Genomic DNA, 26,585 nt, shown 5'->3' on the forward strand with positions numbered 1-26,585 from the left:
CGCCCGCCGGACGGCGCGCGTTCACAGTGGCGGGACCGCTCCGGGTTGTCGCACCGCGCCGCCTCCGTCGGACGTTCCGGTGTCGAGGAGTGCCCGAACCCTCGTGGAGAACGCGAACACACCTCGACACCGGGCCCGAAGGCGCTCCGCGCGATACGCCGGATTCCTTCCCTGCTGTCGTCGACAGCCTCTCATACGCCCTCGGACGCGCCACGGCCCCCGCCTGGCGACGGGGGCCGTGGTGTGTGCGCGGTGCGCGGGTCAGAACGCGGGGAGCACGTTGCCCTTGTACTCGTCGGCGATGTACTTCTTCACCTCGGGCGAGTTCAGCAGCTTGGCCAGCTTCTGCACGCGCGGGTCGTTCTCCTTGCCCTTCTTGACCACCAGGACGTTCGCGTACGGGTTGTTCTCCGCCTTCTCCACCGCGATGCCGTCCTTGCCCGGGGTCAGCTTGGCGTCCAACGCGTAGTTGCCGTTGATCACCGCGCCGTCCACGTCGTCCAGCGCACGGGGCAGCTGGGCCGCCTCGATCGCCTTGAACTTGAGCTTCTTCGGGTTGTCCACGACGTCCTTCTCGGTCGCCGTGGTGCCCGCGCCGTCCTTGAGCTTGATCACGCCGTTGTCGGCGAGCAGCTTGAGCGCGCGGCCGCCGTTGGTGGCGTCGTTGGGGAACGCGACGGTCGCGCCCTCCTTGAGCTCGGCGAGCGACTTGACCTTCTTGGAGTAGAGCGCCAGCGGTTCCAGGTGCACCGGCACGACCGGGACCAGGCTGGTCTTCTTCTCCTTGTTGAACTCCTCCAGGTAGGGCTTGTGCTGGAAGAAGTTGGCGTCGACGTTGCCCTCGTCCAGGGCCGGGTTCTGCTGGGTGTAGTCGGCGAACTCCTTGACGTCCAGCTTCAGGCCCTCCTTCCCGGCGAGGTTGTCCTTGATGTACTTCAGGATCTGCGCGTGCGGGACGGAGGAGGCGGCGACCTTGAGCGGGTCGGACGCGGACGAGCCCTTCTTGTCGTCACTGCCGCAGGCGGCGAGACCCAGTCCGAGGGCGGCGACGGCGGTGAGCGCGACGAACTTGTTGATACGCACGAAGAGTGCCTTTCCTGGTGGTACGGAGTACGCGGGCGTGGGTCGCCTCGCGTCGTGGAACGGGTCCGGGGACGGACGCCTTATCGGTGGGCGAGCCTGCGGGAGAGCAGATCGCCGAGGAATTGCACGAGTTGCACCAGCACCACGAGCACCGCGATGGTCACGAGCATCAGGTTCGTCTCGAACCGCTGGTAGCCGTAGCGGATGGCCAGGTCGCCGAGTCCGCCGCCGCCGACCACGCCCGCCATCGCGGAGTAGCCGACGATCGCGACGATGGTCACGGTGATCGCGGAGATGATCGAGGGCACCGCCTCGCGCACGAGCACCTTGCGCACGATGGTGATCGTGCTCGCACCCATCGACTGCGCGGCCTCGATCAGGCCCCGGTCCACCTCGCGCACCGCGGTCTCCACCAGGCGGGCGAAGAACGGGATGGCGCCCACGGTCAGCGGCACGATCGCGGCGTCGGTGCCGATCGTGGTCCCGGTCACCCATCGGGTGAACGGGATCAGCGCGACCAGCAGGATCAGGAACGGGACCGAGCGGCCCACGTTGACCACCAGTCCGAGCAGCTTGTTCGCCGGCGCGAAGGCGAGCGGGCCGCCCCGGTCGGTGAGCACGAGCAGGAGCCCGATCGGCAACCCGATCAGCACGGTGATCAGCGTCGCGACGCCGACCATGTACAGCGTCTCCTGGGTCGCGGTCTCCAGCAGTGGCCGCATCTCGGACCAGGTCATCTTCAGATCTCCTTGCCCGCGAGCGCCACGCCGTCCGCGGCGGCGACGTCGGCGTCCGACTCGGTGGGGGTGCTCGGGCCCTCGTCGACCACGTCGACCTGCAGGCCCTGCTCGCGCAGATAGCCGATGGGCACCACGTTGTGCTCGAACGTGCCGTCCAGCGAGATCCGCATCCGGCCGATCTGCCGGCCGCCGACGCTCTCCACGGCCGCGCCCAGCACGTTGACGTCCACGTTGTAGGTGCGCGCGAGGGTCGAGATGAACGGCTGCGCCGTCTCCTCGCCGCGGAAGGTGATGTCCACCACGGTGCGGCCCTCGAGCACGCCCGGTGTGCCCAGCGGGAACATCTCCCGGGCCAGCCGCGAGTCGGACCGGCCGAGCAGTTCGGCCACCGTCCCGGATTCGATGATCCGGCCGCCCTCCATCAGGGCCGCCGAGTCGCAGATGTTCTTGACCACGTCCATCTCGTGCGTGATCAGCAGGATGGTCAGGCCGAGCCGGTCGCGCAGGTCGCGCAGCAGCGCCAGGATCGAGCGGGTGGTCTCCGGGTCGAGCGCCGAGGTGGCCTCGTCGGACAGCAGTACCCGCGGCTCGGCGGCGAGCGCGCGGGCGATGCCCACCCGCTGCTTCTGCCCACCGGACAGTTGCGCGGGGTACGCCTTGGCGTGCTCGGACAGCCCGACCAGGTCCAGCAGTTCGGCCACCCGGCGGGCCCGGTCCCGGCGCGGGATGCCGGCGATCTCCAGCGGAACCGCGACGTTTCCGGCGACGGTGCGGCTGGAGAGCAGGTTGAAGTGCTGGAAGATCATCCCGATGCCGCGCCGCTCGGCACGCAGCGCGCTCGCGGACAGCGCGGTCAGGTCGCGCCCGCCCACCTCGACGGTGCCCGACGTGGGGCGCTCCAGCAGGTTCAGGCAGCGGATCAGGGTGCTCTTGCCGGCGCCGCTGCGACCGAGCACGCCGAAGATCTCGCCTTCACGCACGTGCAGGTCGACGTTGTCGAGCGCGGTCACCTGCCGTTCTCGGCTGCGATAGACCTTGCTCAGGGCAGTGGTACGGATCACCGTGAAGTCCTCGGTTGGATGCGCGTGCGGAATCGGGCCCGGCGAAGGGCCGCGCGATTTCGTCACACAGGGGGCGTGGCGGGGATGACACCGGGGGCGCGGAGCGCTCGGCCCGGGAGAGGGATCAGGCCCTCAAATCCTCAACAGCCACACATTCGACAGATCTGACACGAACGGCACATGCGACGACAACCCGTGGCGGTAGCCGCGGTGCCGGATGTGTGAGCCGTCGTGAACATGATCCGATTAAACCAGACACACACCCCGCAATGGAAATGTCATCCCACCGGGGCACCTGCGACCGAAGCCGACGAAGCCCCGGCGGCCATGGATTCCATGGTCGCCGGGGCTTCGGGGGTGTCGCGAGGGCTTGCTCAGGCCGCGAGGACGGCCGTCTTGCGCAGGTAGACCAGGCTCAGCCGGGGGCTGATCTTCTCGACCCGGCCGGAGACGTACCCCAGCCGCTCGTACAGCCGCAGGTTGTTCTCGCTGCGGTGGCCGGTGAACAGCTCGTACTCGGCCGCGTCGGCCAGTTTCTCCTCGATCGCGCGCAGCAGCCGGGTGCCGAGCATGTGCCGCTGCAGCCGGGGGTGCACGACCAGCTTGCCGATCCGGGCCACGCCGTCCTCGATGGTGCCGCGCACCGAACCGACGACCTCCTCGCCCAGTCGTGCCACCAGGACGGTGTGCGTCTCGAACTCGGCGCGCAGACTCTCCAGGCTCTGCGTCAGCGGCTCGATGCCGTAGTCGTTGTACAGGGCTGCTTCGCCCTGGTAACAGAGGTACTGAAGCTTGAGGATCTGCTCGGCGTCGGATACGTCCGCCGTGCCGATGCCTACGTTCTGCCCCATCGGATTGCTCCCCTGATCGCCCTGATCACCGTGCGGATGTGTGTGCCGCAGCGTCATGTCACAGTGCCTCCGCGAAGGGGGAGGGTTGTCCCCTTCTCGAACACTCGCTTGAACACTGCATTCGTCACTGTTCCACACGGCTTTTCCCGGACTTCTACCCGGCCCTCACCTACGCGCAATCCGCCGTTCAGGCAACCGGTCCGGGAAAATACGCTCGTTCGGGCGATCGGGGATCGTCCCGACGGACCGCTACAGGCCGGTGACCCGGCGCACGACTCCCTCCTTGATCGCCCGTACCGTTGAGAACGGCTCGGTGACCCGGTGCACGAGCAGGGTCAGGTGCGCGTCGGCGCCCACCACGTACCGCGACCTGGGCGATGTGGTGGTGGCCGCCTCGACGATCGTGGCGGCCACCGTCCCCGGCTCGCTCCACAGCGGCTTCATGATCGAGAAGCCCAGGTCCATGCGCCGGAAGGCGGTCGCGAACGGGCCGCCCCGGTGCTGCTCGACGGCCTCGGCCATCGTGTCGGTGACGCCGCTGCGGAAGCCGCCGGGCGAGACCACCACGACGTCGACCCCGGCGCCGGCCACCTCCACCCGCAGCGCGTCGGAGACCGCCTCCATCGCGTGTTTCCCGGCCTGGTACCAGCCCAGCAGCGGATAGCTGATCTGCCCGGCGAGCGAGGAGACCTGCACCACCCGGCCCCAGCCCCGCTCGCGCATGTGCGGGATGGCCAGGCGGGCCAGCCGCATCGGGCCGAACAGCGCGGTCTCCATCTGGTGCCGGGCGTCCTCCTCGGACACGTCGAGCACCGGCGCGAACGAGGTGCCACCCGCGTTGTTGACCAGGATGTCCGGGCGCACGTCCTCGATCACGTCCTTGCCGGCGGCCGCGTCGGTGATGTCCAGGAGCACGGTGCGCACCTCGACCCCGGCCTCGGCCGCCGCCTCGGCGACCGCCCGCGCCTTCGCCGCGGAGCGCACCGTGCCGACCGTGCGGACGCCCGCCTCGGCCAGCGCCAGCACGGTGGCCAGTCCCAGTCCCGAGTTGGCGCCGGTGACCAGTGCCGTTCTGCTCACGCGCGACCCGCCTCGACGCCGGCGGTACGGGACTTCGCCTGCTCGCGGCGCGCCGCGGTCTTGCCGGCGGGCTTGGTCGCCACGCTCATGCTCGCGCCCTTGCCGCCGCTCTTGCCCGCGCCGGCACCGGACTTGTGGGCCGCCCGGCCGCGCCTGGGCCCGGGCACCTTGATCGCGGCCGCGACCGACTCCGGCCCGGACTCCCCTTTCCCCGCCCCGACTTCGCCCGGCACCGGCACCGGCACCGGCACCGGCTTCGCGGGAGCCGGGGGCGTCGCGCCCACCTCGGTCGCCTCGGCCTGCGCCTCGGCCTGCGCCTCCGCCTCCGCCTCCGCCTCCGCCTCGACCATTTCTGCGGACTCCGACTGCGACTCCGATTCCGGCTCCGGCTCCGATTCCGGCTCGGCGGGCACATCGCGCACCGTCGGCACGGGCGCGACCTCGTCGGCGGCCTTCAGCAGCAGGTTGAGCTGCTCGACGATGCTGTCGGCCAACGCGAACGGATCCGGCAGCGCCTCCTTGTCCGCCAGCACGCCGATGTCGATCTGGTCGTGGTAGCTCATGCCACCGATGAACAATCCGAAGCCGTCGGCGATGATGCCCATCGAATGGAATGCCTCCACCTTCTGGCCGTGGGCGTACAGGGGCACGCGCGGACCGGGCACGTTCGACACGGTGGCGTTGCACAACGCGGGCAGTACGGAAGCCAGTCGCGCGTCGCGGTACAGGCCGCCGAGCAGGCCGAGCACCGCCGGCGGCGGCGCCTCGGCGAGGCCGGTGAGCAACTCGCCGCCCATCGCGCTCTGTACGGCCTTGGCCGCGTTGGAGTTCTCGTGGATGCACAACAGCCGCTCGGCGGGCTCCGCGACGTCGGTGGCCAATCCCACGAGCATCCCGCTGATCATGTTGCCGCCCGCGCGCTCACCGCCTCGCGTGGCGTCCACGGGCACCGTGGCGACCAACTGCCGCTCGGGCAACTCCCCCAATCGGTCGAGCTGTTCGCGCAGAGCGCCGGCCACGATCGCGAGCACCACGTCGTTGACCTTGACCCCGAACGCGTTCTTGACCAGCTTGACGTCGGACAGCGAAACGGTGCAGAAGCCGTACGAACGCCGCTTGCCGATCGGCTCGTTGTAGCGGGTGCGCGGCACGTTCAGCGGCAGCGCCCGTCCCAGTCGCCCGGTCAGCGCGGCCTGCACGACGCCCTGCCCCAGCCGCCCGAGTTGCCGGCCCACCCGGGCCGGCGTCCCGGCCAGCGAGAGCGCGCCCTCGCGCACCGCCTCCCACCCCTGCGGCGGTTCGACCACCTCGCCCGGCGCGAACGCCGAAACGCCCTCGTACTCGGCCGAGGCGTTCGGGTCCGCGTCGAAGAAGATCTCCTGCATGGCGGCACCGGAACGGCCGTCGATGCACGCGTGGTGCACCTTCCACAGGTGCGCGACCCGCCCGTTCTCCAGGCCGTCGACGATCCACCAGTCCCACAGCGGCCGGTCCCGGGGCAACCGGTGCCGGTAGATCTCCTCGGCCATGGCGGTGAGTTCGCGCCGGCCGCCCGGGGCCTGAAGGGTCGCCCGGTGCAGGTGGTTCTCGAGCTCGAAGTCGGGGTCCTCGACCCAGTGCGGCCGGGCCAGCCCCCACGGGCCCTGAACCAGTTTGCGACCGAGCAGCGGCAACCGGGGCAGCCGTGCGGCCAGCGTGCGCTTGAAGGCGTCGCGATCGACGCGACCCCCGGTGTCGGAGGCGTCGACGATGGTCAGGCAGACCACATGCGCCGGCCACTCCCGCGACTCCAGGGCCAGGAAAGCCGAATCCAGACCGGAGAGCTTCACCAGGTGTTCCTCCTCCCGATGCCCGACGAGGTCAGGGCATCCTCGATGAAGCGGCGCGCCTGCCGGTTCCACATGGCTCCGATGTGCGAGCCGCGGTACCAGCAGACGGATGGTTCCTCCCAGTGCTTCCAGAGCCGATACGCCTGCTGCGGCGTGGCCATGCGATCGGCCAGGCCGGCATAGACGAAGCGGCGGTCCAACGGCACCCGGGGCGTCACCGCCAGCGGCGAGACCACGCGGTGCACCGTCTCGGCCTCGCCGCCGAGCAGGCCCGCCGCGCGCACCTCGCGCTTGATGTCCTCGGGTGCGTGGTGCGACATCACCCACGCCATGTCGACCGAGGGGACGCCGACGATGACGCAGTCCAGGTCCTCCAGACCCGCGAGCAGGGCGGCCACGTACGCGCCCAGCGAGAGCCCGTGCACCGCGATCGGGGTGTCCCCCTGCCGGCGGATCCAGTCCAGGCAGCGGCGCACGTCCCATACGGCCTGTCCCAGACCGTGCACGTTGCCGAGGTAGTCGAACGAGATGAACGGCGTGTCCTGGGCGCGCGCGCTCTTGCGCGGCCCGTGCATCGGCAACACCGGGTGGATCACGTTGACGCCCAGTTCGCGGTGCAGCCGCTGGGAGCGGAACGCGGCCAGGTCGCCCGGGCGACCCATGCCGAAGCCGTGCAGGTTCACCAGCCACGGCCGCGGCTTGCCGGGGTGGCGCAGCACGTACGCCCACACCCGCTGATTCGCGCCGGCCGCCTGCCAGCGGGTGGCGCCCGGGACGCCGGCCCAGGGCACGTACTCGCTGTCGAAGGCCAGTTGTTCGTACCCGATCGTGCCGTAGAGCCTGCCCCGCACCACCGGATCGATCAGCTCCGGCGGCTCGGGATGGAACAGGGTCGGATCGTCCAGATAGGTCTCGGCGCGGAACTTGTGCACCGCGTCGGCGATCTCCTCGCGGATGCGCGAGGCGTCCCCGGGATCCGGCGACAGGCGCCCGTTCGCCAGCAGCGCGACCACCAGTTCGTCCAGGAAGGCCGCGGAGACCAGTCCCGGGGTGGGGAAGACGGTCGGCATGTCGGGATAGCGGCGGCGCTCGGCGCGCAGCGAGCGGACGTAGGAGCGCACCCCGAACCCCACGGACCGGGGCACGCTGAGCAGCAGCCCGCCGATCGGCAGATCCGAGAGCATGGCGACCGACTTCTCACTCTCGGAACGTATTCGGCGCAGGTGATCGAGCATGTGTTCCCTCCCCTCGATCACGGCCGACCCTAGTACGAGACGCACGGAGCGAACACGTCTAATCGCATCTGGTAACGGCGAATTCACATATGGGACTGGAACCTCGACTTCCGCTCACACACGCGCAACCGACCCGAAACCGGACCCGGCGCGGCTCCCGGACACGCCGAAGGCCCGCATCCTCCCCCCGGGGGATGCGGGCCCATCGTCTCAGCTCGATCCGTGTGGCGTGCGGTGTTACGCGCCGGCCCACTCGCGTTGGCCGGCCAAGTCCGCCCGAACGTCCGCGAGTTGCTCGGCGACTCGGGCCGGAGCGGTGCCGCCGCGGCCGTCCCGCGAGGCCACCGAACCCTGCACGGTCAACACCGCGCGCACGTCCGGGGTCAACTCCGGCGAGATCTCCGCGAGCTGATCATCGGTCAGGTCCCACAGCTCGAGCCCGCGCGGCTCGCAGTACTTCACGCAGGCCCCGGCCACCTCGTGCGCGACCCGGAACGGCGTGCCCTCGCGGACCAGCCACTCGGCGATGTCGGTGGCCAGCGAGAACCCGGCCGGCGCCAACTCCTCGAGCCGCTCGCGGTGGAAGGTGAGCGTGGCGATCATGCCGGTGAACGCCGGGAGCAGCACCTCCAGCGTGTCGCACGAGTCGAAGACCGGCTCCTTGTCCTCCTGGAGGTCGCGGTTGTAGGCCAGCGGCAGCGCCTTCAGGGTCGCCATCAACCCGGTCAGGTTGCCGATCAACCGGCCCGACTTGCCGCGCGCGAGCTCGGCGATGTCCGGGTTCTTCTTCTGCGGCATGATCGAGGACCCGGTGGAGAAGGCGTCGTCCAGCGTCACGAAGGAGAACTCCTTCGTGTTCCAGATGATGATCTCCTCGGCCAGCCGGGACAGGTTCACCCCGAGCATCGCGGTGACGAAGGCGAACTCGGCCGCGAAGTCGCGCGAGGCGGTGCCGTCGATCGAGTTCGCCGCCGACGCGGAGAACCCGAGGTCGCGGGCCACCGACTCGGGGCTGAGCCCGAGCGAGGAACCCGCCAGCGCGCCGGACCCGTACGCCGACACGTCCGCGCGCCGGTCCCAGTCGCGCAGCCGGTCCGCGTCCCGGGCGAACGCCTGCACGTGCGCGAGCAGATGGTGCGCGAGCAGCACCGGCTGGGCGTGCTGGAGGTGGGTACGGCCCGGCATGACCACGTCCGCATGCGCGGCGGCCTGCTCGACCAGCGCCTCCTGCAGGTCGGCCAGCAGCCGGCCCAGGATCCGCGCGTGGTCACGCAGGTACATCCGGCCCAGGGTGGCGATCTGGTCGTTGCGCGAGCGGCCCGCGCGCAGCTTGCCGCCCAGGTCGGGGCCGAGGATCTCGAGCAGGCCGCGCTCCAGCGCGGTGTGCACGTCCTCGTCCGCGATCGTGGCGACCAGGTCACCGGACTCGACGTTCTCGGCCAACGTGTCCAGGCCGGCCAGCATCCGGGTCAGCTCGTCGTCGGTGAGCAGCTTGGCCGCGTGCAGCACCCGGGCGTGCGCCCGGGAGCCGGCGATGTCGTACGGCGCGAGCCGCCAGTCGAAGTGCACGCTGGCGGAGAGCAGGGCGAGGGCCTCGGAGGGGCCGCCGGAGAAACGGCCTCCCCACAGGCTCACCCGATCGGGGCTGTTGGTCACGACTGATCGTTGTCCCGCCGCGCGGCGATCTTGCTGGACAGGCCGAACAGCTCGATGAAGCCCTTGGCCTGCGACTGGTCGAACGTGTCGCCGGTGTCGTAGGTGGCCAGGTTGAAGTCGTAGAGCGACTGGTCGCTGCGCCGACCGGTGACCACGGCCCGACCGCCGTGCAGGGTCATCCGGATGTCGCCGGACACGTGCTGGTTGGCCTCGGCGATGAAGCCGTCCAGAGCCCGCTTGAGCGGGGAGAACCACAGGCCGTCGTAGACCAGCTCGGCCCAGCGCTGCTCGACGGTGCGCTTGTAGCGGGCCAGTTCGCGCTCGACGGTGACGTTCTCCAGCTCCTGGTGCGCGGTGATCAGCGCGATCGCGCCCGGGGCCTCGTAGACCTCGCGGCTCTTGATGCCCACGAGCCGGTCCTCGACCATGTCGATCCGGCCGATGCCCTGGGTGCCGGCCCGCAGGTTCAGCTCCTCGATCGCCTGCAGCACGGTGACCGCGCGGCCGTCGATGGCGACCGGCACGCCGCGCTCGAAGGTGATCACGACCTCGTCCGCGTCCCGCGGGTCGGCCGGGTTCTGGGTGTACTCGTACACGTCCTCGATCGGCGCGTTCCAGATGTCCTCCAGGAAGCCGGTCTCCACGGCCCGCCCGAAGACGTTCTGGTCGATCGAGTACGGCGACTTCTTGGTGGTGGCGATCGGCAGGTTCTTCGCCTCGGCGAACGCGATCGCCTTGTCCCGGGTCATCGCGTAGTCGCGGACCGGGGCGATGCACGCGAGCTCGGGCGCGAGCGAGGCGATGCCGACCTCGAAGCGGACCTGGTCGTTGCCCTTGCCGGTGCAGCCGTGCGCGACCGTGGTGGCGCCGTGCTTCTTCGCGGCGGCGACCAGGTGCTTGACGATCACCGGGCGCGAGAGCGAGGAGACCAGCGGGTAGCGGTCCATGTAGAGGGCGTTGGCCCGGATCGCGGGCAGGCAGTAGCCGTCGGCGAACTCGTCGCGGGCGTCCGCGACCTCGGCCTCGACCGCGCCGCAGGCCAGCGCCCGCTTGCGGATGATGTCCAGGTCCTCGCCGTTCTGGCCGACGTCGACGGCCACCGCGACGACCTCGGCGCCGGTCTCCTCGGCGATCCATTGGATACACACGGAGGTATCGAGACCTCCGGAGTATGCGAGTACAACGCGCTCGGTCACGAGCGTTCTCCTTCGAAGCGTGTTTCGGCAGATGTGGTGCGGTGTTTCGCCGGAGCCGAGCGCTCTAGCAGGGTGCGGAAGTGTGTGGACCGGGGGCCGGGGCTTCCCGGAGCCGCCCGGGCCGGGGCCTAGGTCTTGTTCTCGGCGAGTGCCAGGAGGTGGGCAGCCAGGGCCGCGCCGCCCTCGGGGTCCCGCGAGACCATCAGGATGGTGTCGTCGCCGGCGATGGTGCCCAGGATCAGCCGGGACTCGGCGTGGTCCATGGCCGAGGCCAGGAACTGGGCCGCCCCGGGCGGTGTGCGCACCACCACGAGGTTGCCCGAGGCCTCCGCGGACACCAGCAGTTCGCCGGCCAGACGCGACAGCCGTCCCTCGACCGCGGACTCCTCGAGCGGCGCCCGGGGGGTGCGGTCGCCGCCCTCCGCCGGTACGGCGTAGATGAGCGATCCCTCCCCGTCGCGGATCTTGACCGCGCCCAGCTCGTCGAGGTCCCGGGAGAGCGTGGCCTGGGTGACCGCGAGGCCGTCCTCGGCGAGCAGCCGGGCGAGTTGGTTCTGCGACCGGACCCGGTGCCGGGTCAGGATGTCGACGATCCGCCGGTGGCGGGCGATCCGGGTGCTGGGCACCGCGTACACACCCTCGACCGGGGTCGCGTCACTGCTCTGCTCGCTGCTCATGGGACGACCTCGCCTAGCCTGTGACTCGTCGTCGTCGGATGTACGTCACGGTGTTCCTCCGGCGGGCGCGGCGGCGAGGCCGGCGTCCAGGATCGCGGGCAGGGCTCCGAGCAGCGCGTCCACGTCCGCGTCGTCGACGACGAGCGGCGGGGCGAGCCTGACCCGGGTGGGCACGGCGGCGTTGACGAGGAAACCCGCGTCCTGCGCCGCCTTTTGTACGACCGACGCCACCGGTGCGGTGAGCACGATACCGATCAACAGGCCCGCTCCGTCGACATGATCGACCAGCGGATGGGCGAACTTTTCGATACCCGCCCGAAGCTGCTCGCCCAGTCGCGCCGAGCGCGCGCACAGGCCCTCGTGCTCGATGGTGTCCAGCACCGCGAGCGCCGCGGCGCAGCACACCGGGTTGCCGCCGAACGTGGTGCCGTGCTGGCCCGGCCGGAACAGCTCCGCGGCCTCGCCGAAGGCCACGCACGCGCCGATCGGCAGCCCGCCGCCCAGGCCCTTGGCCAGCGTGACCACATCCGGCTCGATACCCAACGGCTGGTGCGCGAACCACGCGCCGGTGCGGGCTATGCCGGTCTGGATCTCGTCCAGGATCAGCAGCGCGCCGTGCGCGGCGGTGATCTCCCGGGCCGCGAGCAGGTAGCCCTCGCCGGGCATGACCACGCCGTTCTCGCCCTGGATCGGCTCCAGGATCACCGCGGCCGTCTGCGGGCCGACCGCGGCCCGCAGCGCCTCGACGTCGCCGTAGGGCACGAAGTCGACGCCACCGGGCAGCGGCGCGAACGGCTCGCGCTTGGCGGGCTGGCCGGTCATCGCGAGCGCGCCCATGGTGCGGCCGTGGAAGCCGCCCTCGGCCGCGATGATCTGCGGCCTGCCGGTGCGCCGGGCCAGCTTGAACGCGGCCTCGTTGGCCTCGGCGCCCGAGTTGCCGAAGTAGACCCGGCCGGGGCGGCCGAACAGGGCCAGCAGCCGCTCGGCGAGCGCGACCGGCGGCTCGGCGATGTAGAGGTTGGACACGTGGCCCAGCCGGCCGAGCTGCGCGGTGACCGCGGCGGTGATCGCCGGGTGCGCGTGGCCGAGCGAGTTGACCGCGATGCCGCCGAGGAAGTCGACGTAGGTGTTGCCGGCGCTGTCCACGACATGCGCCCCGGATCCGCCGACCAGCTCGATCGCGGGCGTGCCGTAGTTGTTCATCAGCGACTCGTTCCACCGCCGCGTCAGCGCACCACTCTCGGTGTCCGTCACGCCGCCCCCTCCGTCCGGTCCCGGTCCTGTCCGGCGAACACGCCGGGCTTTTCTCGGGCCGGGACCACCATGGTCCCGATGCCCTCGTCGGTGAACACTTCCAACAGCAGCGAGTGCGCGACCCGCCCGTCCAGGACGTGGGCGGCGGGCACGCCGGCCTGCACGGCCCGCAGGCACGCCTCCATCTTGGGCAGCATGCCGGTGGACAGCGTCGGCAGCAGCGTCGCCAACTCCTCGGCGTCCAGGCTCGATATCACCTCGTCGCTGGTGGGCCAGTCGGCGTACAGCCCCTCGACGTCGGTGAGCACGACCAGCTTCTCCGCGCCCAGCGCCACCGCGAGCGCCGAAGCCGCGGTGTCCGCGTTGACGTTGTAGACGTGTCCGTCGGCGCCGCGCGCGATCGAGGAGATCACCGGGATCCGGTTGTCCTGCAGCAGGGCCTTGATCGCGCCGGGGTCGACCTCGACGATGTCGCCGACCAGGCCGATGTCGACCGGCTCGCCGTCCACGATCGCGTGCCGCTTCACGGCGGTCATCGTGTGCGCGTCCTCGCCGGTCATCCCGACCGCGAACGGGCCGTGCCCGTTGATCAGACCCACGATCTCGCGCTGCACCTGGCCGGCGAGCACCATCCGCACCACGTCCATCGCCTCGGGCGTGGTCACCCGCAGGCCGCCCGCGAACGAGGACTCGATGCCGAGCCGGTCGAGCTGCGCGCTGATCTGCGGGCCGCCGCCGTGCACGACGACCGGGCGCAGCCCGGCGAAGCGCAGGAACACCAGGTCCTGGGCGAACGCCTGCTTGAGCGCGTCGTCCACCATGGCGTTGCCGCCGAACTTGATCACCACGGTCTTGCCGTAGAAGCGCTCCAACCACGGCAACGCCTCGATCAGCGTGTGTGCCTTGGCCAGTGCCGCGTTGTTGCGCCCCTGTTTGCCGGCCGATTCCGTCCGCATCCCGCTCCCCCTCGTCTGGCTGTCCGTACCGGTCATGACGAGTAGGCCGAGTTCTCGTGGACGTAGTCGGCCGTGAGGTCGTTGGTCCACACGGTCACGGCGGCGTCGCCCGCGTTCAGGTCGGCCACGATGTGCGTCTCGCGCGGGCTCATGTCGACCAGTTCGCGGTCCTCGCCCACGAAGCCGTTCCGGCACACCCACACCCCGTTGAACGCGACGTCGAGCCGGTCGGGGTCGAAGGTGGCGGCGGTGGTGCCGATCGCGGCCAGCACCCGGCCCCAGTTGGCGTCCTCGCCGTGCACCGCGCACTTGAACAGGTTGTTCCGGGCGATCGAGCGGGCCACCTCGAGCGCGTCGGCCTCGGTCGCGGCGCCGGTGACGTCGATCCGGATGTCCTTGCTCGCGCCCTCGGCGTCGCCGATCAGTTGCCGGGCCAGGTCGCCGCAGACCGTGCGCACCGCCTCGGCGAACGCGGCGGGGTCGGGCTCGACCCCGCTCGCGCCGGAGGCCATCAGCAGCACGGTGTCGTTGGTGGACATGCAGCCGTCGGAGTCGATCCGGTCGAACGTGGTGTGCGTGGCGCCGCGCAGCACCGCGTCCGCCGTCTCGGCGTCGACGGCGGCGTCGGTGGTGACCACGACGAGCATCGTGGCCAGCCCCGGGGCGAGCATGCCCGCGCCCTTGGCCATCCCGCCGACCGTCCACCCGGCGGGGTCGGCAACCACGGACTGCTTGTGCACGCTGTCCGTGGTCTTGATCGCGATCGCCGCGTCCTCGCCGCCGGTCGCGCTCAGCGCCGCGGCGGCCTTGGCCACACCCGGCAGCAGCTTGTCCATCGGCAGTTGCAGGCCGATCAGGCCGGTGGAGGCCACCACGATCTCGCCCGCGTTGAGCCCCAGCAGCTCGGCCGCCCGCTCGGCGGTGGCGTGCGTGTTGCGAAAGCCCTCGGCGCCGGTGCACGCGTTGGCGCCGCCGGAGTTGAGCACGACCGCCTGCACCTGGCCGGCCTTGACCACCTGCTCCGACCACACCACCGGCGCGGCCTTGATCCGGTTCGAGGTGAACACGGCGGCGCCCGCGATCGAGGGGCCGTCGTTGACCACGAGTGCCACGTCGGGCAGGCCCGTGCTCTTGAGGCCCGCGGCCACGCCCGAGGCCCGGAAGCCCTTTGCTGCGGTGACGCTCACGGCGCTACCCCCGTCTTGCTCAGTCCCAGGCCCTCGGCCAGGCCGAGGGCGATGTTGGTGCTCTGGATGGCGCCGCCGGCGGTGCCCTTGGCGAGATTGTCGATCGCGCCGACCACGACCACCCGGCCGGCCCGCTCGTCGACGGCGACCTGCAGCACGGCGGTGTTCGCGCCGTAGACCATCGCGGTCGCGGGCCACTGCCCCTCGGCCAGCAGGTGCACGAAGGGCTCGTCGGCGTAGGCCGCGGCGTACGCGGCGCGCACCGCCTCGGCGCCGACCCCGGGCTTCAGCCGGGCGGTGCAGGTGGCCAGGATGCCGCGCGACATGGGCACCAGGGTCGGCGTGAAGGACACCGTGACGTGCGCGTCGGTGACCGCGCGCAGGCCCTGGACGATCTCCGGGGTGTGCCGGTGCACGCCGCCGACGCCGTACGCGCTCGCGGAGCCCATCACCTCGCTGCCCAGCAGGTGCGTCTTGGGCGCCTTGCCCGCACCCGAGGTGCCGGAGGCGGCCACCACGACCCAGTCGGGTTCGACCAGGCCGGCGGCCTGCGCGGGTACCGCGCACAGCAGCGAGACGGTCGGGTAGCAGCCCGGCACCGCGATCCGTTTGGTGTTCGCCAGCGCCGCCCGGCCGCCCGGCAGCTCGGGCAGTCCGTACGGCCATGTCCCGGCATGGGAGGATCCGTAGAACTGCTCCCAGTCCGTCGCCTCCCGCAGGCGGTAGTCCGCGCCGCAGTCCACCACGAGCACGTCCGCGCCCAGTTGCGCGGCCAGCGCGCCGGACTGTCCGTGTGGCAGGGCCAGGAAGACCACGTCGTGACCGGCGAGGTTGTCCGCGGTGGTCTCGGCGAGCACGCGGTCGGCCAACGGCAACAGGTGAGGCTGCAGCTCGCCCAGGCGTCGGCCCGCGTTGGACCCCGCCGTGAGCGTGCCGATCTCGATCTCCGGATGCGCGAGCAGCAGGCGCAGGATTTCCCCGCCCGCGTATCCGCTCGCTCCGGCCAGTGCCGCCTTGGCCCCCATTACCGCCTCCTCTTGAGGAGCATGACTATACGTATCAATGAATCTCTATGCAAGTACGTTGGGTGACCGCCCGTCCGGGGCCCGCTCCGGGCAACCATGCCGCGCCCGCCCTCCACCCCAATAGGGCGCGGGGCCGGTGCGTTAGGATCAGCCGACTTCGGATACGCGCCCCCCAGAGGGCAGTCGACCGCCGGCGGGACGGCAGCGACGCGCAGCAGACGGCGGGCGCCCCCGCCCAGGAAACGAACGAGACCACGTGACCCCTCCCCCCGGCACCTCCGGGCCCGCCGGCGCCTCACGCGCCGCAGGCACGGACCTACAGTCCCCGACCGGTGAGCCACCGCCGGAGCCCGAGTCGGGCACCGCGGACACGCCCGACGGCCCCACGGGCCGGACCTCGGCCGATCGTCGCACCGGCCGCGTCCCGCTGCCGGACCTGCTCGCGCTGGGGCTGCCGACACTGGTGTTCGCGATCATGGGCTGGCACCAGCGGTGGATCACCGACGACGGCCTGATCTTCACCCGCGCGGTCCGCGAGATCCTGGCCGGCAACGGCCCCGTCTACAGCGCCGGCGAACGCGTCGAGACCTCCACCAGCACGCTGTGGCAATGGCTGCTCGCGCTCCTCGGCGGGATCACCCCCTTCGACTACGCGCCCACCGCCGTCTACACCGGCCTGGTCCTGGCCGTCGCCGGCCTGTGGCTGTCCCTGGACGGCACCCGCCGGCTCTTCCGCGGCATGGCCGTCACCCGCCTGCTGCTGCCCGCCGGCGTACTGGTCTTCATCGCCATCCCCTCCGTGTGGGACTTCGCCACCGCCGGCATGGAGACCGGCCTGATCCTGTTCTGGATCGGCCTGTCCTGGTGGCTGCTGATCGGCACCTGGCTGCGCCCGGTCGGCACCCACACCACCCGCCGCACGCTCGCGCTCTCCTTCTGGTTCGGCCTGGGCCCGCTGGTCCGCCCGGACCTGGGCCTGACCATGGTGGTCCTGCTCGCCGCCCAATTCCTGCTCGTGCGGGCCCGCTGGCCCAAGGCGTTGGCGATGCTGGCCTGCGCCGGCTTCCTGCCCGCCGCGTACGAGATCTTCCGCCTGGGCTACTACGGCCTGATCTTCCCGATGCCCGCGCTCACCAAGGAGGCGTCGGGATCCCTGTGGGGCCGAGGTTGGGACTACCTGACCGACTACATGCGGCCGTACCACCTGTGGATCCCGATGATCCTGATCCTGGTCGCGGTCGCGGTCGCGCTCACCCGCCGCCGCCCCGCCGACCGGCGCACCTGGATCGTGATCGCCACCCCGCTGGTCGCGGCGCTCGGCCAGACCGTCTACGTGCTCAAGGTCGGCGGCGACTTCATGCACGGCCGGATGTGGCTGCCGGTGCTGCTGCTCGTCCTGCTCCCGCTCCTGCTCGCCCCGCTGGACCGCCTGCTGACCCCGGTCGTCGTGCTGGTCGCGGTGTGGGCCGTGGTCTGCGGCACCACCCTGCGCTCGGGCGTGATCACCACGCCCGCCCCCAGCGGCAACGGCAACCAGGTCTGGAACGAACGCGACACCTACGCGGCCTGGACCCGGACCGACAACCCCACCACCGAGGAAGCGCACATCCGCACGCTGCCGACCATCGAAGAGGCCTTCCGTAACGAAAAGGCCGGCGGCGAACGTTTGTTGTTCGTGGACCCCAACTACATGAAGATCCCGCCGCTGCCGCTGCGCCGCGACCTGCCCTACGACAGGGGCCTGGTCATCGGCCGACTCGGCGTGGGCGGCTCGATCACCCCGCTCGGCGGCATCGTGGTCGACGTGTGGGGCCTGTCCAACACGGTCGGCGCGCACATCACCGAGACCCAGCACGTCGCCGCGGGCCACAAGAAACTGCTGCCGTTCGCCTGGAACGTCGCGCTGTACGTCGACCCCTCGGGCGACGCGCTGGTCCCGGAGACGGCCGCGCCCGCCGCGGAGATCCGGGCCGCCCGGGCCGCGCTGCGCTGTGGCGACCTCAAGGAACTGGTCGAATCGGTCACCGAGCCGATGTCCGCGTCGCGCTTCTGGAAGAACCTGACCGGCGCCCCCGACCGGACCAACCTGCGGATCCCGGCCAACCCGATCCTGGCGGAGAAGAAATTCTGCTCGCCCTCCTGAGCCCGCCATCGGCCCGGCAGGCGATCATCAGTGGTTATGGTGTGGTCGGCCGGCCCGCCCCGACTGGAGTCAACGAACCATGAGCCTCGTGAGTGTGCTGTCCGGGCGCTCGCGCTCCGGGCGACCGGCAGATCCGCCCGTGGACGGCCCGCGGCCCCGCGGCGTCGCCCGCTGGAACACCGCGATGGTGCTGGCTCCGGCACTGATCGTGCTGATCATGGGGTGGCACCGCCGCTGGATCAGCGACGACGGCCTGATCTTCACCCGCACGGTCCGCCAGATCCTGGCCGGCCACGGCCCCGTGTTCAACGTGGGCGAACGCGCCGAGGCGTCCACGAGCACGCTGTGGCAGTGGCTCCTGGTCCTGGCCTCGTGGATCACCCAAACGGACGTCGGCCGGCTCGCGGTCTACCTGGGCCTGCTGTGCACCACCGCCGGCTACGCGCTCGCCCTGCACGCCACCCGCAAGCTGTACACCCGCACCGACGACACCCCCTGGCTGGTGCCGTTCGGCGTGCTCGCGCTGCTCGCGCTGCCGCCGGTGTGGGACTTCGCCACCTCCGGCCTGGAGACCGGCCTGACCACGCTGTGGACCGCCGGCTGCTGGTGGCTGCTGGTCCGGCTGCCGCACGACATGCGCGCCCGGGTCGAATACGGCCTGGCCTTCCTGGCCGGCCTGGGCCCGATGGTGCGCCCCGACCTGGCCATCGCCGGCCTCGGCTTCCTGATCGCGCTCGCCGTCGTCCGCCGCCCGCGCGTGCTGCGGGTCGCCGCCCTGCTCGGCACCGCGTTCACCCTGCCGCTGCTGTACGAGATCTTCCGGATGGGCTACTACGGCGTCCTGCTGCCGCTGCCCGCCGTCACCAAGGAGGCCTCCGCGGCCGACTGGCCCCGGGGCTGGGACTACGTCCACGACCTGACCGACCCGTACCACCTGTGGATCCCGGCCGTCGTGCTGGCGGCCGTCGTGCTCGGCCGACTCGTCCCGCGCCTGAGCGACCCCGCGGGCCTGCCCGGGCGCCTGCGCGCGATCGACCGCGCCGCCTGGAATCGGTTCACCGTCTTCGCGGTGCCGGTCCTGTGCGGCCTGGCGATGCTGCTCTACGTGGTGCGCGTCGGCGGCGACTTCATGCACGCCCGGATGTTGCTGCCCGGACTGTTCATGCTGCTCCTGCCGATCCTGATGGTCCCCGCGAACCGACTCGCGGTACCCGCCGCCACGGTGCTCGTCGGCTGGGCCCTGATCTGCGCGATCACCTTCCGGGTGCCCTACGACGGCATCGGCCCGCGCGGCGTCGCCGACGAACGCGCCTTCTACGTCGGCGCGCTCAACGTCGCCAACCCGGTCACCGCGTACTCCTACGTGGCCAACTACCCACGCTTCCCCTCCGCCGCGAACGCCGCCCGCGCCGAGCACACGCACGTGATCGTCTACCCCTGGTACGACGGCTTCTACGTCACCGCGCTCAACCCGAACCTGCCCGCCCCGGTCGCCACCGTGTGGGCCAACCTGGGCATGAACGGCGCCAACACCCCGCTCGACGGCGTCTCGGTGGACATCCTGGGCCTGGCCTATCCGCTCGCCGCCCACGTCGAACTCACCACCCGGGGCCGCCCCGGACACGAGAAGGAAATCGACATCGCCTGGGTCTTCGCCCAGTACGCCTCCCCCGACGCCGTCCTGCCCCCGGGCATCGACCCGATCCGGGTCAAGGCCGCCCGCTACGCCCTCACCTGCGGCGACGCCAACCGGGGCAAGCTCAAGGAGCTCCAGGACTCGGTCCACGAACCGATGTCCTGGAGCCGCTTCAAAAAGAACTTCACCGGCGCCTTCGACCGCACCTCGTTCCGCTTCCCCAACAACCCGATCACCGCGGCCAAGGAAATCTGCGGCGTAGACGTCCTCGCCAAGGGCGCCCTCCCCGAAGACAAACCCGACCGCTGACCAACACACCCCACCCCCGGCGGCCCACCAACCTCGGCCCGACCGGCGCTCGAGGACACCCGCCGCAGGCACCCACCAACCGCAACCGCCCCGCCCGGACCCAGCCAACTCGGCCCGTCCGGCGCTCGAGGACCAAAGGCCGTCGGGCCGGCCACGGCCCGAAGGCCGGCTCAGCCCCGGGACCGGACAGTCACGTCGTTGATCCGCGAATCCTGCGGCAGCAACAGCGCCGACACGACAACCCCCGCGACGGTCCCGGGATCGCTGTACCGCTCGCTCTCGAACGCCCCACCCTCCTGCTCCCGCACCCCACGCTGCATCGGCGTCGCGGTCCGCCCCGGATACACGCTGGTCACCCGCAACCGCGGCTCCTCCTCCCGCAGCCCGTCGGCCAACGCCTTCAACGCGTGCTTGCTCGCCGCGTACGCCGCCCAGCCCGGATTGGTCCGCAACCCCGCACCGCTGTTGAGCAGCACCACGTCGGCGTGCCCGCGCCGCAACGCCGGCAGCAGCACGCGCGTAACCTCCGCCACCGCGACCACGTTGACGGTCAATGTGCGCGACCACACGGCCGAGGCCGTCTCCGCCACCGTGCCCAGATCCGCGACGCCCGCGCTGTGCACCAGGCCCGCGAACGTCTCCTCGGCGAGCGGCGCCAGCGCGTCCGCGATCGTCTCGGGGCACTCCAGGTCCGCGACCACCGTCCGCACCCCGGGCCCGGCCACCTCCGCGGCCCGCGCCGGCGACCGCACGATCGCGACCAGGTCGTGGCCGTCCTCGCGCAGCCGGCGGGCGATCTCCGCACCGATACCGCTACCGGCACCGGTAATCACGTAAGTACTCATCCCGCCACCCTACGAGGTGCGCGAGCGCCGAGATCGACGACCACGCACGGCCCAACCGGCCCCGCCCGGTCGCACCATCGACCCCACCAGCCCCACTCGTCTCTCGCCCCGCCCCGCCCCGCCCCGACCGGCCGCCCCGTCCGGCCGCCCCGACTGGAGCCCGCTCACGATGACCCTGACCACCACCCTGCCCGGACAGGACCCACCGCCCACCGACCCCACCGACCCCGCCGACCCCGCCGATTTGGCCCCCGACCACGCCCGGGGCCCGGCCGCCCGCTGGAACGTCGCGATGGTGCTGCTGCCCGCCGTCTTCCTCGCCGCATGGGGCGGACAACGCAGTTGGCTGTGCGACGACGGCCTGATCTTCACCCGCACGGTCCGCCAGATCCTGGCCGGCAACGGCCCCGTGTTCAACCCCGGAGAGCGCGCCGAGGCGGCCACCAGCACCCTGTGGCAGTGGCTCCTGGTCGCCGGCACCGAACTCACCGGCCAGGACCCGGCCCCGCTGGCCGTGCGCCTGGGCCTGCTGTGCAGCGTGATCGGCTGGTTCCTGGCCGCCGACGCCGGACGCCGACTGCACCTGCCCCGATCCGGCGCCGCGTTCCTGCTCCCGTGCGGCGCGCTCGTCCTGCTCGCGCTGCCGCCGGTGTGGGACTTCGCCACCTCCGGCCTGGAGACCGGCCTGACCACGCTGTGGACCGCCGGCTGCTGGTGGCTGCTGGTGCACCTCGCACACGAGCCGCGCGCCCACACCGCCCACGCCCTGGCCCTGCTCGCCGGCCTGGGCCCGCTGGTGCGCCCCGACCTGGCCATCGCCGGCCTCGGCTTCCTGATCGCCCTCGCCCTCGTACACCGCCCCCGACCGGCACGCGCGCTCGCCCTGCTCGGCACCGCCGCCGCGCTCCCGCTGGCGTACGAGATCTTCCGGATGGGCTACTACGGCGTCCTGCTCCCGCTGCCCGCGATCACCAAGGAGGCCTCATCCGCGGACTGGTCCCGGGGCTGGGCCTACGCGCACGACCTGGCCGATCCCTACCACCTGTGGCTGCCCGCGCTGATCCTCGCCGCATCCGCCACAGCCGCGGTCGCGGTCGGAGGAGCGGGCGCAGCCGCACGGCACCCACGCCCGCCGGCCCCCGCCCGGCCCGCCCCGGACCCCCGCACCCGACTGCGCGTCCTGTACGCGGTACCGGTCCTGTCCGGCCTGACCATGCTGCTCTACGTGGTCCGGGTCGGCGGCGACTTCATGCACGCCCGGATGTTGCTGCCCGGGCTGTTCCTGCTGCTGCTGCCGATCCTGCTGGTCCCCGCGAACCGCATCGCGGTACCCGCGGTGAGCGCCCTGGCCGTCTGGTCGCTGCTGACCGCGATCGCCTTCCGGGTGCCCTACGCCGGCATCGGCCCCGGCGGCGTCGCCGACGAACGCGGCTTCTACACCTCGGTCCTGGGCGTCGCCAACCCGGTCACCGCCGACGTCTTCATCGACCGCTTCCCCGGCTTCCCGACGATGATCCGGGGCCCGCGCCCGGGATATCGCCACACCCTGGTCGACCGGTCCCCGACGCACTCCTTCGTGGTCCCGCTGCGGCCGGACCTGAACGCGTCGATCGTGGCCATGTGGCCCGCGCTGGGCATGAACGGCGCGGCCACCCCGATCACCGGGATCGCGCTCGACGACCTGGGCCTGGCCTACCCGCTCGCCGCGCACATCCACCTGACCACCCGCGGCCGCCCCGGCCACGAGAAGCAGATCGACCCGGCGTGGGTGCTCGCCGAGTACGCCGACCCGGCCGCACCCGCACCCCCGGGCATCGACCCGATCCGGATCGCCGCCGCGCGCTACACGCTCACCTGCGGCACCGCCGACCGGGGCCGGCTCAAGGAACTGCGCGACTCGGTGCGCGCACCGATGTCCTGGCGACGCTTCGCCGCCAACCTCACCGGCGCACCGGCCCGCACCGCCTTCCGCTTCCCCAACGACCCGATCGCGGCCGCCCGGCAGATCTGCGGCGTCGACGTACTGGCTCCGGGCGTCCTGCCCACCGCCCCGACCCCGACCCCGGCGCCCCCGCCCTGACACGGATGCGGCCCGCACACCCGACAGGTGTACGGGCCGCATCCGAGCGACGACGAGAGACGACGAACGCGAAGGCGTCACGCCCCGCGCAACACCGCCCCGGTACGCTCCGCCGCGAGCGCCACCGCCGCGTCGCGCGCGACCGTGGCCTCCTCGACCGTGAGCGTGCGATCCGGCGCGCGGAACCGCAGCGCGTAGGCCAGCGACTTGCCGCCCTCGGCGATCTGCGCACCGGTGTACACGTCGAACAGCCGGACCGACTCCAACAGTTCGCCCGCGCCCTCGACCAGCGCGGCCTCGACCGCGGCGGCGGGCACCGAGGCGTCCACGACCAGCGCGACGTCCTGCGTGGCCACCGGATACGACGAGATGTGCCCGGCCTGCGGCACGAACTCGCCGTCGAGGTCGGCGGTCAGCAGATCCAGGTCCAACTCCATCGCGCCGACCCGCTCGGGCAGGTGCAGCGTCTTGATCACCCGCGGATGCAGTTCGCCCGCGTGCCCCACGACCCGCTCGGTCCCGTCCGGCGCGGTCACCACGAGCGCCGCACAGCGCCCGGGATGCCACGGCTCGTGCTGATCCCGGCGCACCGTCAGCTCGACCCCGACCGCGTCCGCGACCACCCGCGCGGCCTCGACCGCGTCCGCCCAGACCTGCGGCCGGCCCGGGCCCCACCAGCCGGAGCGCTCCCGCTCGCCGGCCAGCACCACCGCGACCCGCTGCGGCTGGTGCGGCAACGCCGCCGCCAACCGCGCCAGTTCCTCGTCCGTGGGCCGCCGATCCACCGCGAGCACCGGCGCGGCCGGAGTCGAGGCGTTCGGCCGGAAGACCACGCCCGACTCGAACAGCGCAGGATCGCCGTTGCCGCGCCCGAGGTTGCGACGCAGCGTCCCGAGCAACCCCGGCAGCAGCGTCGTACGCAGCGCCGGCTCCTCCTCGGAGATCGGGTTGACCAGCACCACGGTGCGCCGCCGCGCGTCGTCCTCGGGCAACCCGAGATCATCGAACGCGCTCTGCCCCAGGAACGGGTAGTTGAGCACCTCGGTGTAGCCCGCGCCCGCGAGCGCGCGCCCCAGCCGGCGCCGACGACGCTGGTCGACGGTCAATCCGCGACCGGCCGGCACCTGCGGCAGCGTGGAGGGCACCTGCTCGTAGCCCTCCAGCCGGATCACCTCTTCGGCCAGGTCGTTCGGGTCGGTCAGGTCGGGCCGCCAGGTCGGCGGCACCACGCTCAGCTCGTCGATCCCCTCGACCGAACAGCCCACCTCCTGCAACCGCTGCGCGACCGTCTCACGCGGGTACGCGACACCCGCGACCTTCGCCGCGTGGTCCGCCGCGAGCACGATCCGCACCACCTCGCGCGGCGCGTCCACCTCGGTCACGCCCGCCTCGGCCTGGGCCCGCTCGCCGCCCAGCGCGGCCAGCAGGTCCACCGCGCGCTGCGCCGCGGCCCGGGCCGCCTCGGGGTCCACCCCGCGCTCGAACCGGCGCGACGCCTCCGAGCCCAGCTTGTGCCGACGCGCGGTGCGCGCGATGGCCACCGGGTCGAAGTGCGCGGCCTCGATCACGATGTCGGCCGTGTCCTCGCCGATCTCGGTGCTCGCGCCACCCATCACCCCCGCGAGACCGATCGGCCCCCGGTTGTCACAGATCAGCAGATCCTCGCGGTCCAACCGGCGCTCGGCGTCGTCGAGCGTGGTCAGCGTCTCGCCCTCGAGCGCGCGACGCACCACGATCGGACCCTGCAACCGGGCCCGGTCGTAGGCGTGCAGCGGCTGACCCAGTTCGAGCATCACGTAGTTGGTCACGTCCACGACCAGCGAGATCGGCCGCATGCCGCTCATCTGCACCCGCCGCTGCAACCACAGCGGGGAGGGCGCCTCGGGGTCGATGCCGACCACGGTGCGCGCGACGAACCGGTCGCAGCCGGCCGGGTCCTCGACCAGGACCGGGTAGCCGTACCCGTTCGCGTCCGGCACATCCAGCAGCGCCGGGTCGCGCAGCGGCTGCCCGTAGGCGATCGCCGCCTCGCGGGCGACGCCGCGCATCGACAGGCAGTAGCCCCGGTCCGGGGTCACCGCGATGTCGAGCACCTCGTCGACCAGGCCCAGCAGTTCGATCGCGTCCGCGCCGACCTGCGCCTCGATCGGCAGCACGATGATGCCGTCGTGGTCGTCGCCCATGCCCAGCTCGCGAGCCGAGCAGATCATCCCGCGCGAGACGTGACCGTAGGTCTTGCGCTCGGCGATCTCGAACGGACCGGGCAGCACGCCGCCCGGCAGGATCACCACGACCTTGTCGTCGACCTCGAAGTTGCGCGCGCCGCAGACGATCTCCTGCGGCTCACCGGTGCCGTTGGCATCGCCGACGTCCACCCTGCAGAACCGGATCGGCTTCTTGAAGCCCTCCAGTTCCTCGATCTCCAGCACCCGGCCGACCACGAGCGGACCCTTGAGGTCCGCGCCGAGCCGCTCGACCGTCTCGACCTCCAGGCCCAGCGCCACGAGCTTGTCGGCGACATCGCGCCCGGACTCGCCGGCGGGGAGGTCGACGTACTCCCGCAGCCACGAAAGCGGGACCCGCATCAGATCTCCATCCCGAACGGAAGGGTGAACCGGACGTCACCCTCGACCATGTCTCGCATGTCCTCGACGTTGTGCCGGAACATCAGCGCGCGCTCCAGGCCCACGCCGAACGCGAACCCGCTGTACACCTCGGGGTCGATGCCGCACGCGATCAGCACGCGCGGGTTGACCATGCCGCAGCCGCCCCACTCGATCCAGCCCTCGGACCGGCAGGTCCGGCACGGGTGCTCGGGGTCGCCCACCGAGGCTCCGCGGCACACGAAGCACTTGAGGTCGAGCTCGGCGGAGGGCTCGGTGAACGGGAAGTACGACGGGCGCAGCCGGGTGACGATGCCCTCGCCGAACATCGCCTCGACGAAGTGGTCGAGGGTGCCCTTGAGGTCGCCCATGGTCAGGCCCTTGTCCACGGCCAGACCCTCGATCTGCCCGAAGACCGGGGTGTGCGTGGCGTCCAGCTCGTCGGTGCGGTAGACCCGGCCCGGACAGATCACGTAGATCGGCGGGGTACGGGTCAGCATCGTGCGGATCTGCACGGGCGAGGTGTGCGTGCGCAGCACCACGCCGGAGTCCGCCGAGCCGTCCTCGGCGCGCACGAAGAAGGTGTCCTGCATGGTCCGCGCGGGGTGGTCCGGCAGGATGTTGAGGGCGTCGAAGTTGTACCACTCCGCCTCGACCTGCGGGCCCTCGGCGACCTCGTAGCCCATCGCGACGAAGAGGTCCTCGATCCGCTCGGACAGCGTGGTCAGCGGGTGCCGGGCGCCGCGCGGAGCGCGGTCCCACGGCAGCGTGACGTCGACCGCCTCCTCGACCAGCACGCGCGCGTCGCGCTCGGCCTCCAGCTCGACCTGACGCTGCTCCAGGGCCTTCTTCACCGCACCGCGCGCCTGGCCGACACGCTTGCCGGCCTCGGCCTTGGCCTGCGGGGGGAGCGCGCCGATCTCACGGTTGGCGAGCGCGAGCGGCGAGCGGTCGCCGGTGTGCGCGACCTTCGCCTCCTGCAGCTCGGCGAGGTCGCCCGCGGCGGCGACCGCCGCGAGCGCCGCGTCGCGGGCCCGCTCGACTTCCTCTGGTTTCAACGCCTCGACCTCGACCGGGTCGTACGACTTGTTCGGTGCCGACATCTGTGTCCAGTGCTCCTGTGGGGGATCCGCCGGTGG

20 protein-coding genes are annotated in these 26,585 nt (G+C 71.8%); 3 read left to right on the plus strand and 17 right to left on the minus strand.

Going from position 1 to position 26,585, the window contains the following annotated elements; all coding sequences use genetic code 11:
* Window positions 1–261 precede the first annotated feature (261 nt).
* The 14 genes from ACWCPW_RS03245 to argC all read right to left on the minus strand — a co-directional run bounded on the left by ACWCPW_RS03245 (window position 262) and on the right by argC (window position 15,830).
* Window positions 262–1,083, minus strand: a complete 822-nt coding sequence (locus ACWCPW_RS03245; protein ID WP_449759851.1) for a MetQ/NlpA family ABC transporter substrate-binding protein — start codon at window positions 1,081–1,083, stop codon at window positions 262–264.
* Window positions 1,084–1,163: 80 nt separating this feature from the next.
* Window positions 1,164–1,820: a methionine ABC transporter permease gene (locus ACWCPW_RS03250; RefSeq protein WP_360306263.1), complete on the minus strand. Its 657-nt coding sequence runs from the start codon at window positions 1,818–1,820 to the stop codon at window positions 1,164–1,166.
* Window positions 1,821–1,822: 2 nt separating this feature from the next.
* The gene (locus ACWCPW_RS03255) at window positions 1,823–2,884 is read right to left on the minus strand and encodes a methionine ABC transporter ATP-binding protein (RefSeq protein ID WP_449759852.1); all 1,062 of its coding nucleotides are present in this window, start codon (window positions 2,882–2,884) and stop codon (window positions 1,823–1,825) included.
* Window positions 2,885–3,258: 374 nt separating this feature from the next.
* The gene (locus tag ACWCPW_RS03260) at window positions 3,259–3,735 is read right to left on the minus strand and encodes a GNAT family N-acetyltransferase (protein WP_449759853.1); all 477 of its coding nucleotides are present in this window, start codon (window positions 3,733–3,735) and stop codon (window positions 3,259–3,261) included.
* A gap of 249 nt (window positions 3,736–3,984) precedes the next feature.
* Window positions 3,985–4,815 carry an SDR family NAD(P)-dependent oxidoreductase gene (locus ACWCPW_RS03265; protein WP_449759854.1) on the minus strand — a complete coding sequence of 277 codons (831 nt, stop codon included), beginning with the start codon at window positions 4,813–4,815 and terminating at the stop codon, window positions 3,985–3,987.
* Window positions 4,812–6,644, minus strand: a complete 1,833-nt coding sequence (locus tag ACWCPW_RS03270) for a wax ester/triacylglycerol synthase family O-acyltransferase (RefSeq protein ID WP_449759855.1) — start codon at window positions 6,642–6,644, stop codon at window positions 4,812–4,814. Before ACWCPW_RS03270 ends, ACWCPW_RS03265 begins: the two co-directional genes overlap by 4 nt.
* On the minus strand, window positions 6,641–7,879 hold the full coding sequence (locus ACWCPW_RS03275) for an alpha/beta hydrolase family protein (RefSeq protein WP_449759856.1): 1,239 nt from the start codon (window positions 7,877–7,879) through the stop codon (window positions 6,641–6,643). Before ACWCPW_RS03275 ends, ACWCPW_RS03270 begins: the two co-directional genes overlap by 4 nt.
* Before the next feature lie 237 nt (window positions 7,880–8,116).
* Window positions 8,117–9,535 (minus strand): argininosuccinate lyase, encoded by a 1,419-nt coding sequence (argH, locus tag ACWCPW_RS03280; protein WP_449759857.1) that lies wholly within the window; start codon window positions 9,533–9,535, stop codon window positions 8,117–8,119.
* Window positions 9,532–10,731: an argininosuccinate synthase gene (locus ACWCPW_RS03285; RefSeq protein WP_449759858.1), complete on the minus strand. Its 1,200-nt coding sequence runs from the start codon at window positions 10,729–10,731 to the stop codon at window positions 9,532–9,534. Before ACWCPW_RS03285 ends, argH begins: the two co-directional genes overlap by 4 nt.
* Before the next feature lie 128 nt (window positions 10,732–10,859).
* The gene (locus ACWCPW_RS03290) at window positions 10,860–11,408 is read right to left on the minus strand and encodes an arginine repressor (RefSeq protein ID WP_406294250.1); all 549 of its coding nucleotides are present in this window, start codon (window positions 11,406–11,408) and stop codon (window positions 10,860–10,862) included.
* Between the two features lie 45 nt (window positions 11,409–11,453).
* A complete protein-coding gene (locus ACWCPW_RS03295) occupies window positions 11,454–12,662 on the minus strand; it encodes an acetylornithine transaminase (protein ID WP_449759859.1) in 1,209 nt (402 codons plus the stop codon).
* Window positions 12,659–13,618, minus strand: coding sequence for an acetylglutamate kinase (argB, locus tag ACWCPW_RS03300; protein ID WP_449759860.1), 960 nt, complete (start codon window positions 13,616–13,618; stop codon window positions 12,659–12,661). Before argB ends, ACWCPW_RS03295 begins: the two co-directional genes overlap by 4 nt.
* Window positions 13,619–13,650: 32 nt before the next feature.
* Window positions 13,651–14,805, minus strand: a complete 1,155-nt coding sequence (argJ, locus tag ACWCPW_RS03305) for a bifunctional glutamate N-acetyltransferase/amino-acid acetyltransferase ArgJ (protein ID WP_449759861.1) — start codon at window positions 14,803–14,805, stop codon at window positions 13,651–13,653.
* Window positions 14,802–15,830 carry an N-acetyl-gamma-glutamyl-phosphate reductase gene (gene argC, locus ACWCPW_RS03310; protein WP_449759862.1) on the minus strand — a complete coding sequence of 343 codons (1,029 nt, stop codon included), beginning with the start codon at window positions 15,828–15,830 and terminating at the stop codon, window positions 14,802–14,804. The genes argJ and argC overlap by 4 nt, the downstream gene beginning before the upstream one ends.
* A 256-nt stretch (window positions 15,831–16,086) precedes the next feature.
* Between argC and ACWCPW_RS03315 the strand changes: the two genes are divergently transcribed.
* Window positions 16,087–17,973, plus strand: a complete 1,887-nt coding sequence (locus ACWCPW_RS03315; protein WP_449759863.1) for a hypothetical protein — start codon at window positions 16,087–16,089, stop codon at window positions 17,971–17,973.
* 79 nt (window positions 17,974–18,052) lie between these two features.
* Window positions 18,053–19,918, plus strand: coding sequence for a hypothetical protein (locus tag ACWCPW_RS03320; protein ID WP_449759864.1), 1,866 nt, complete (start codon window positions 18,053–18,055; stop codon window positions 19,916–19,918).
* Between the two features lie 170 nt (window positions 19,919–20,088).
* On the opposite strand, the gene ACWCPW_RS03325 is transcribed toward ACWCPW_RS03320, so the two are convergent.
* Complete coding sequence (locus ACWCPW_RS03325; RefSeq protein ID WP_449759865.1) at window positions 20,089–20,763, minus strand: SDR family oxidoreductase; 675 nt, start codon at window positions 20,761–20,763, stop codon at window positions 20,089–20,091.
* Between the two features lie 169 nt (window positions 20,764–20,932).
* Between ACWCPW_RS03325 and ACWCPW_RS03330 the strand changes: the two genes are divergently transcribed.
* The gene (locus ACWCPW_RS03330) at window positions 20,933–22,843 is read left to right on the plus strand and encodes a hypothetical protein (protein ID WP_449759866.1); all 1,911 of its coding nucleotides are present in this window, start codon (window positions 20,933–20,935) and stop codon (window positions 22,841–22,843) included.
* 77 nt (window positions 22,844–22,920) lie between these two features.
* Here the strand turns inward: ACWCPW_RS03330 and pheT are convergent, their stop codons facing one another.
* Together pheT and pheS are read right to left on the minus strand one after the other, a co-directional pair.
* Window positions 22,921–25,428 (minus strand): phenylalanine--tRNA ligase subunit beta, encoded by a 2,508-nt coding sequence (gene pheT / locus ACWCPW_RS03335; RefSeq protein WP_449759867.1) that lies wholly within the window; start codon window positions 25,426–25,428, stop codon window positions 22,921–22,923.
* Entirely contained in the window at window positions 25,428–26,549 is a 1,122-nt protein-coding gene (pheS, locus tag ACWCPW_RS03340; RefSeq protein WP_402229840.1) for a phenylalanine--tRNA ligase subunit alpha, read from the minus strand. The genes pheT and pheS overlap by 1 nt, the downstream gene beginning before the upstream one ends.
* Between the last annotated feature and the right edge of the window lie 36 nt (window positions 26,550–26,585).

The organism is Embleya sp. NPDC001921 (assembly GCF_053594475.1).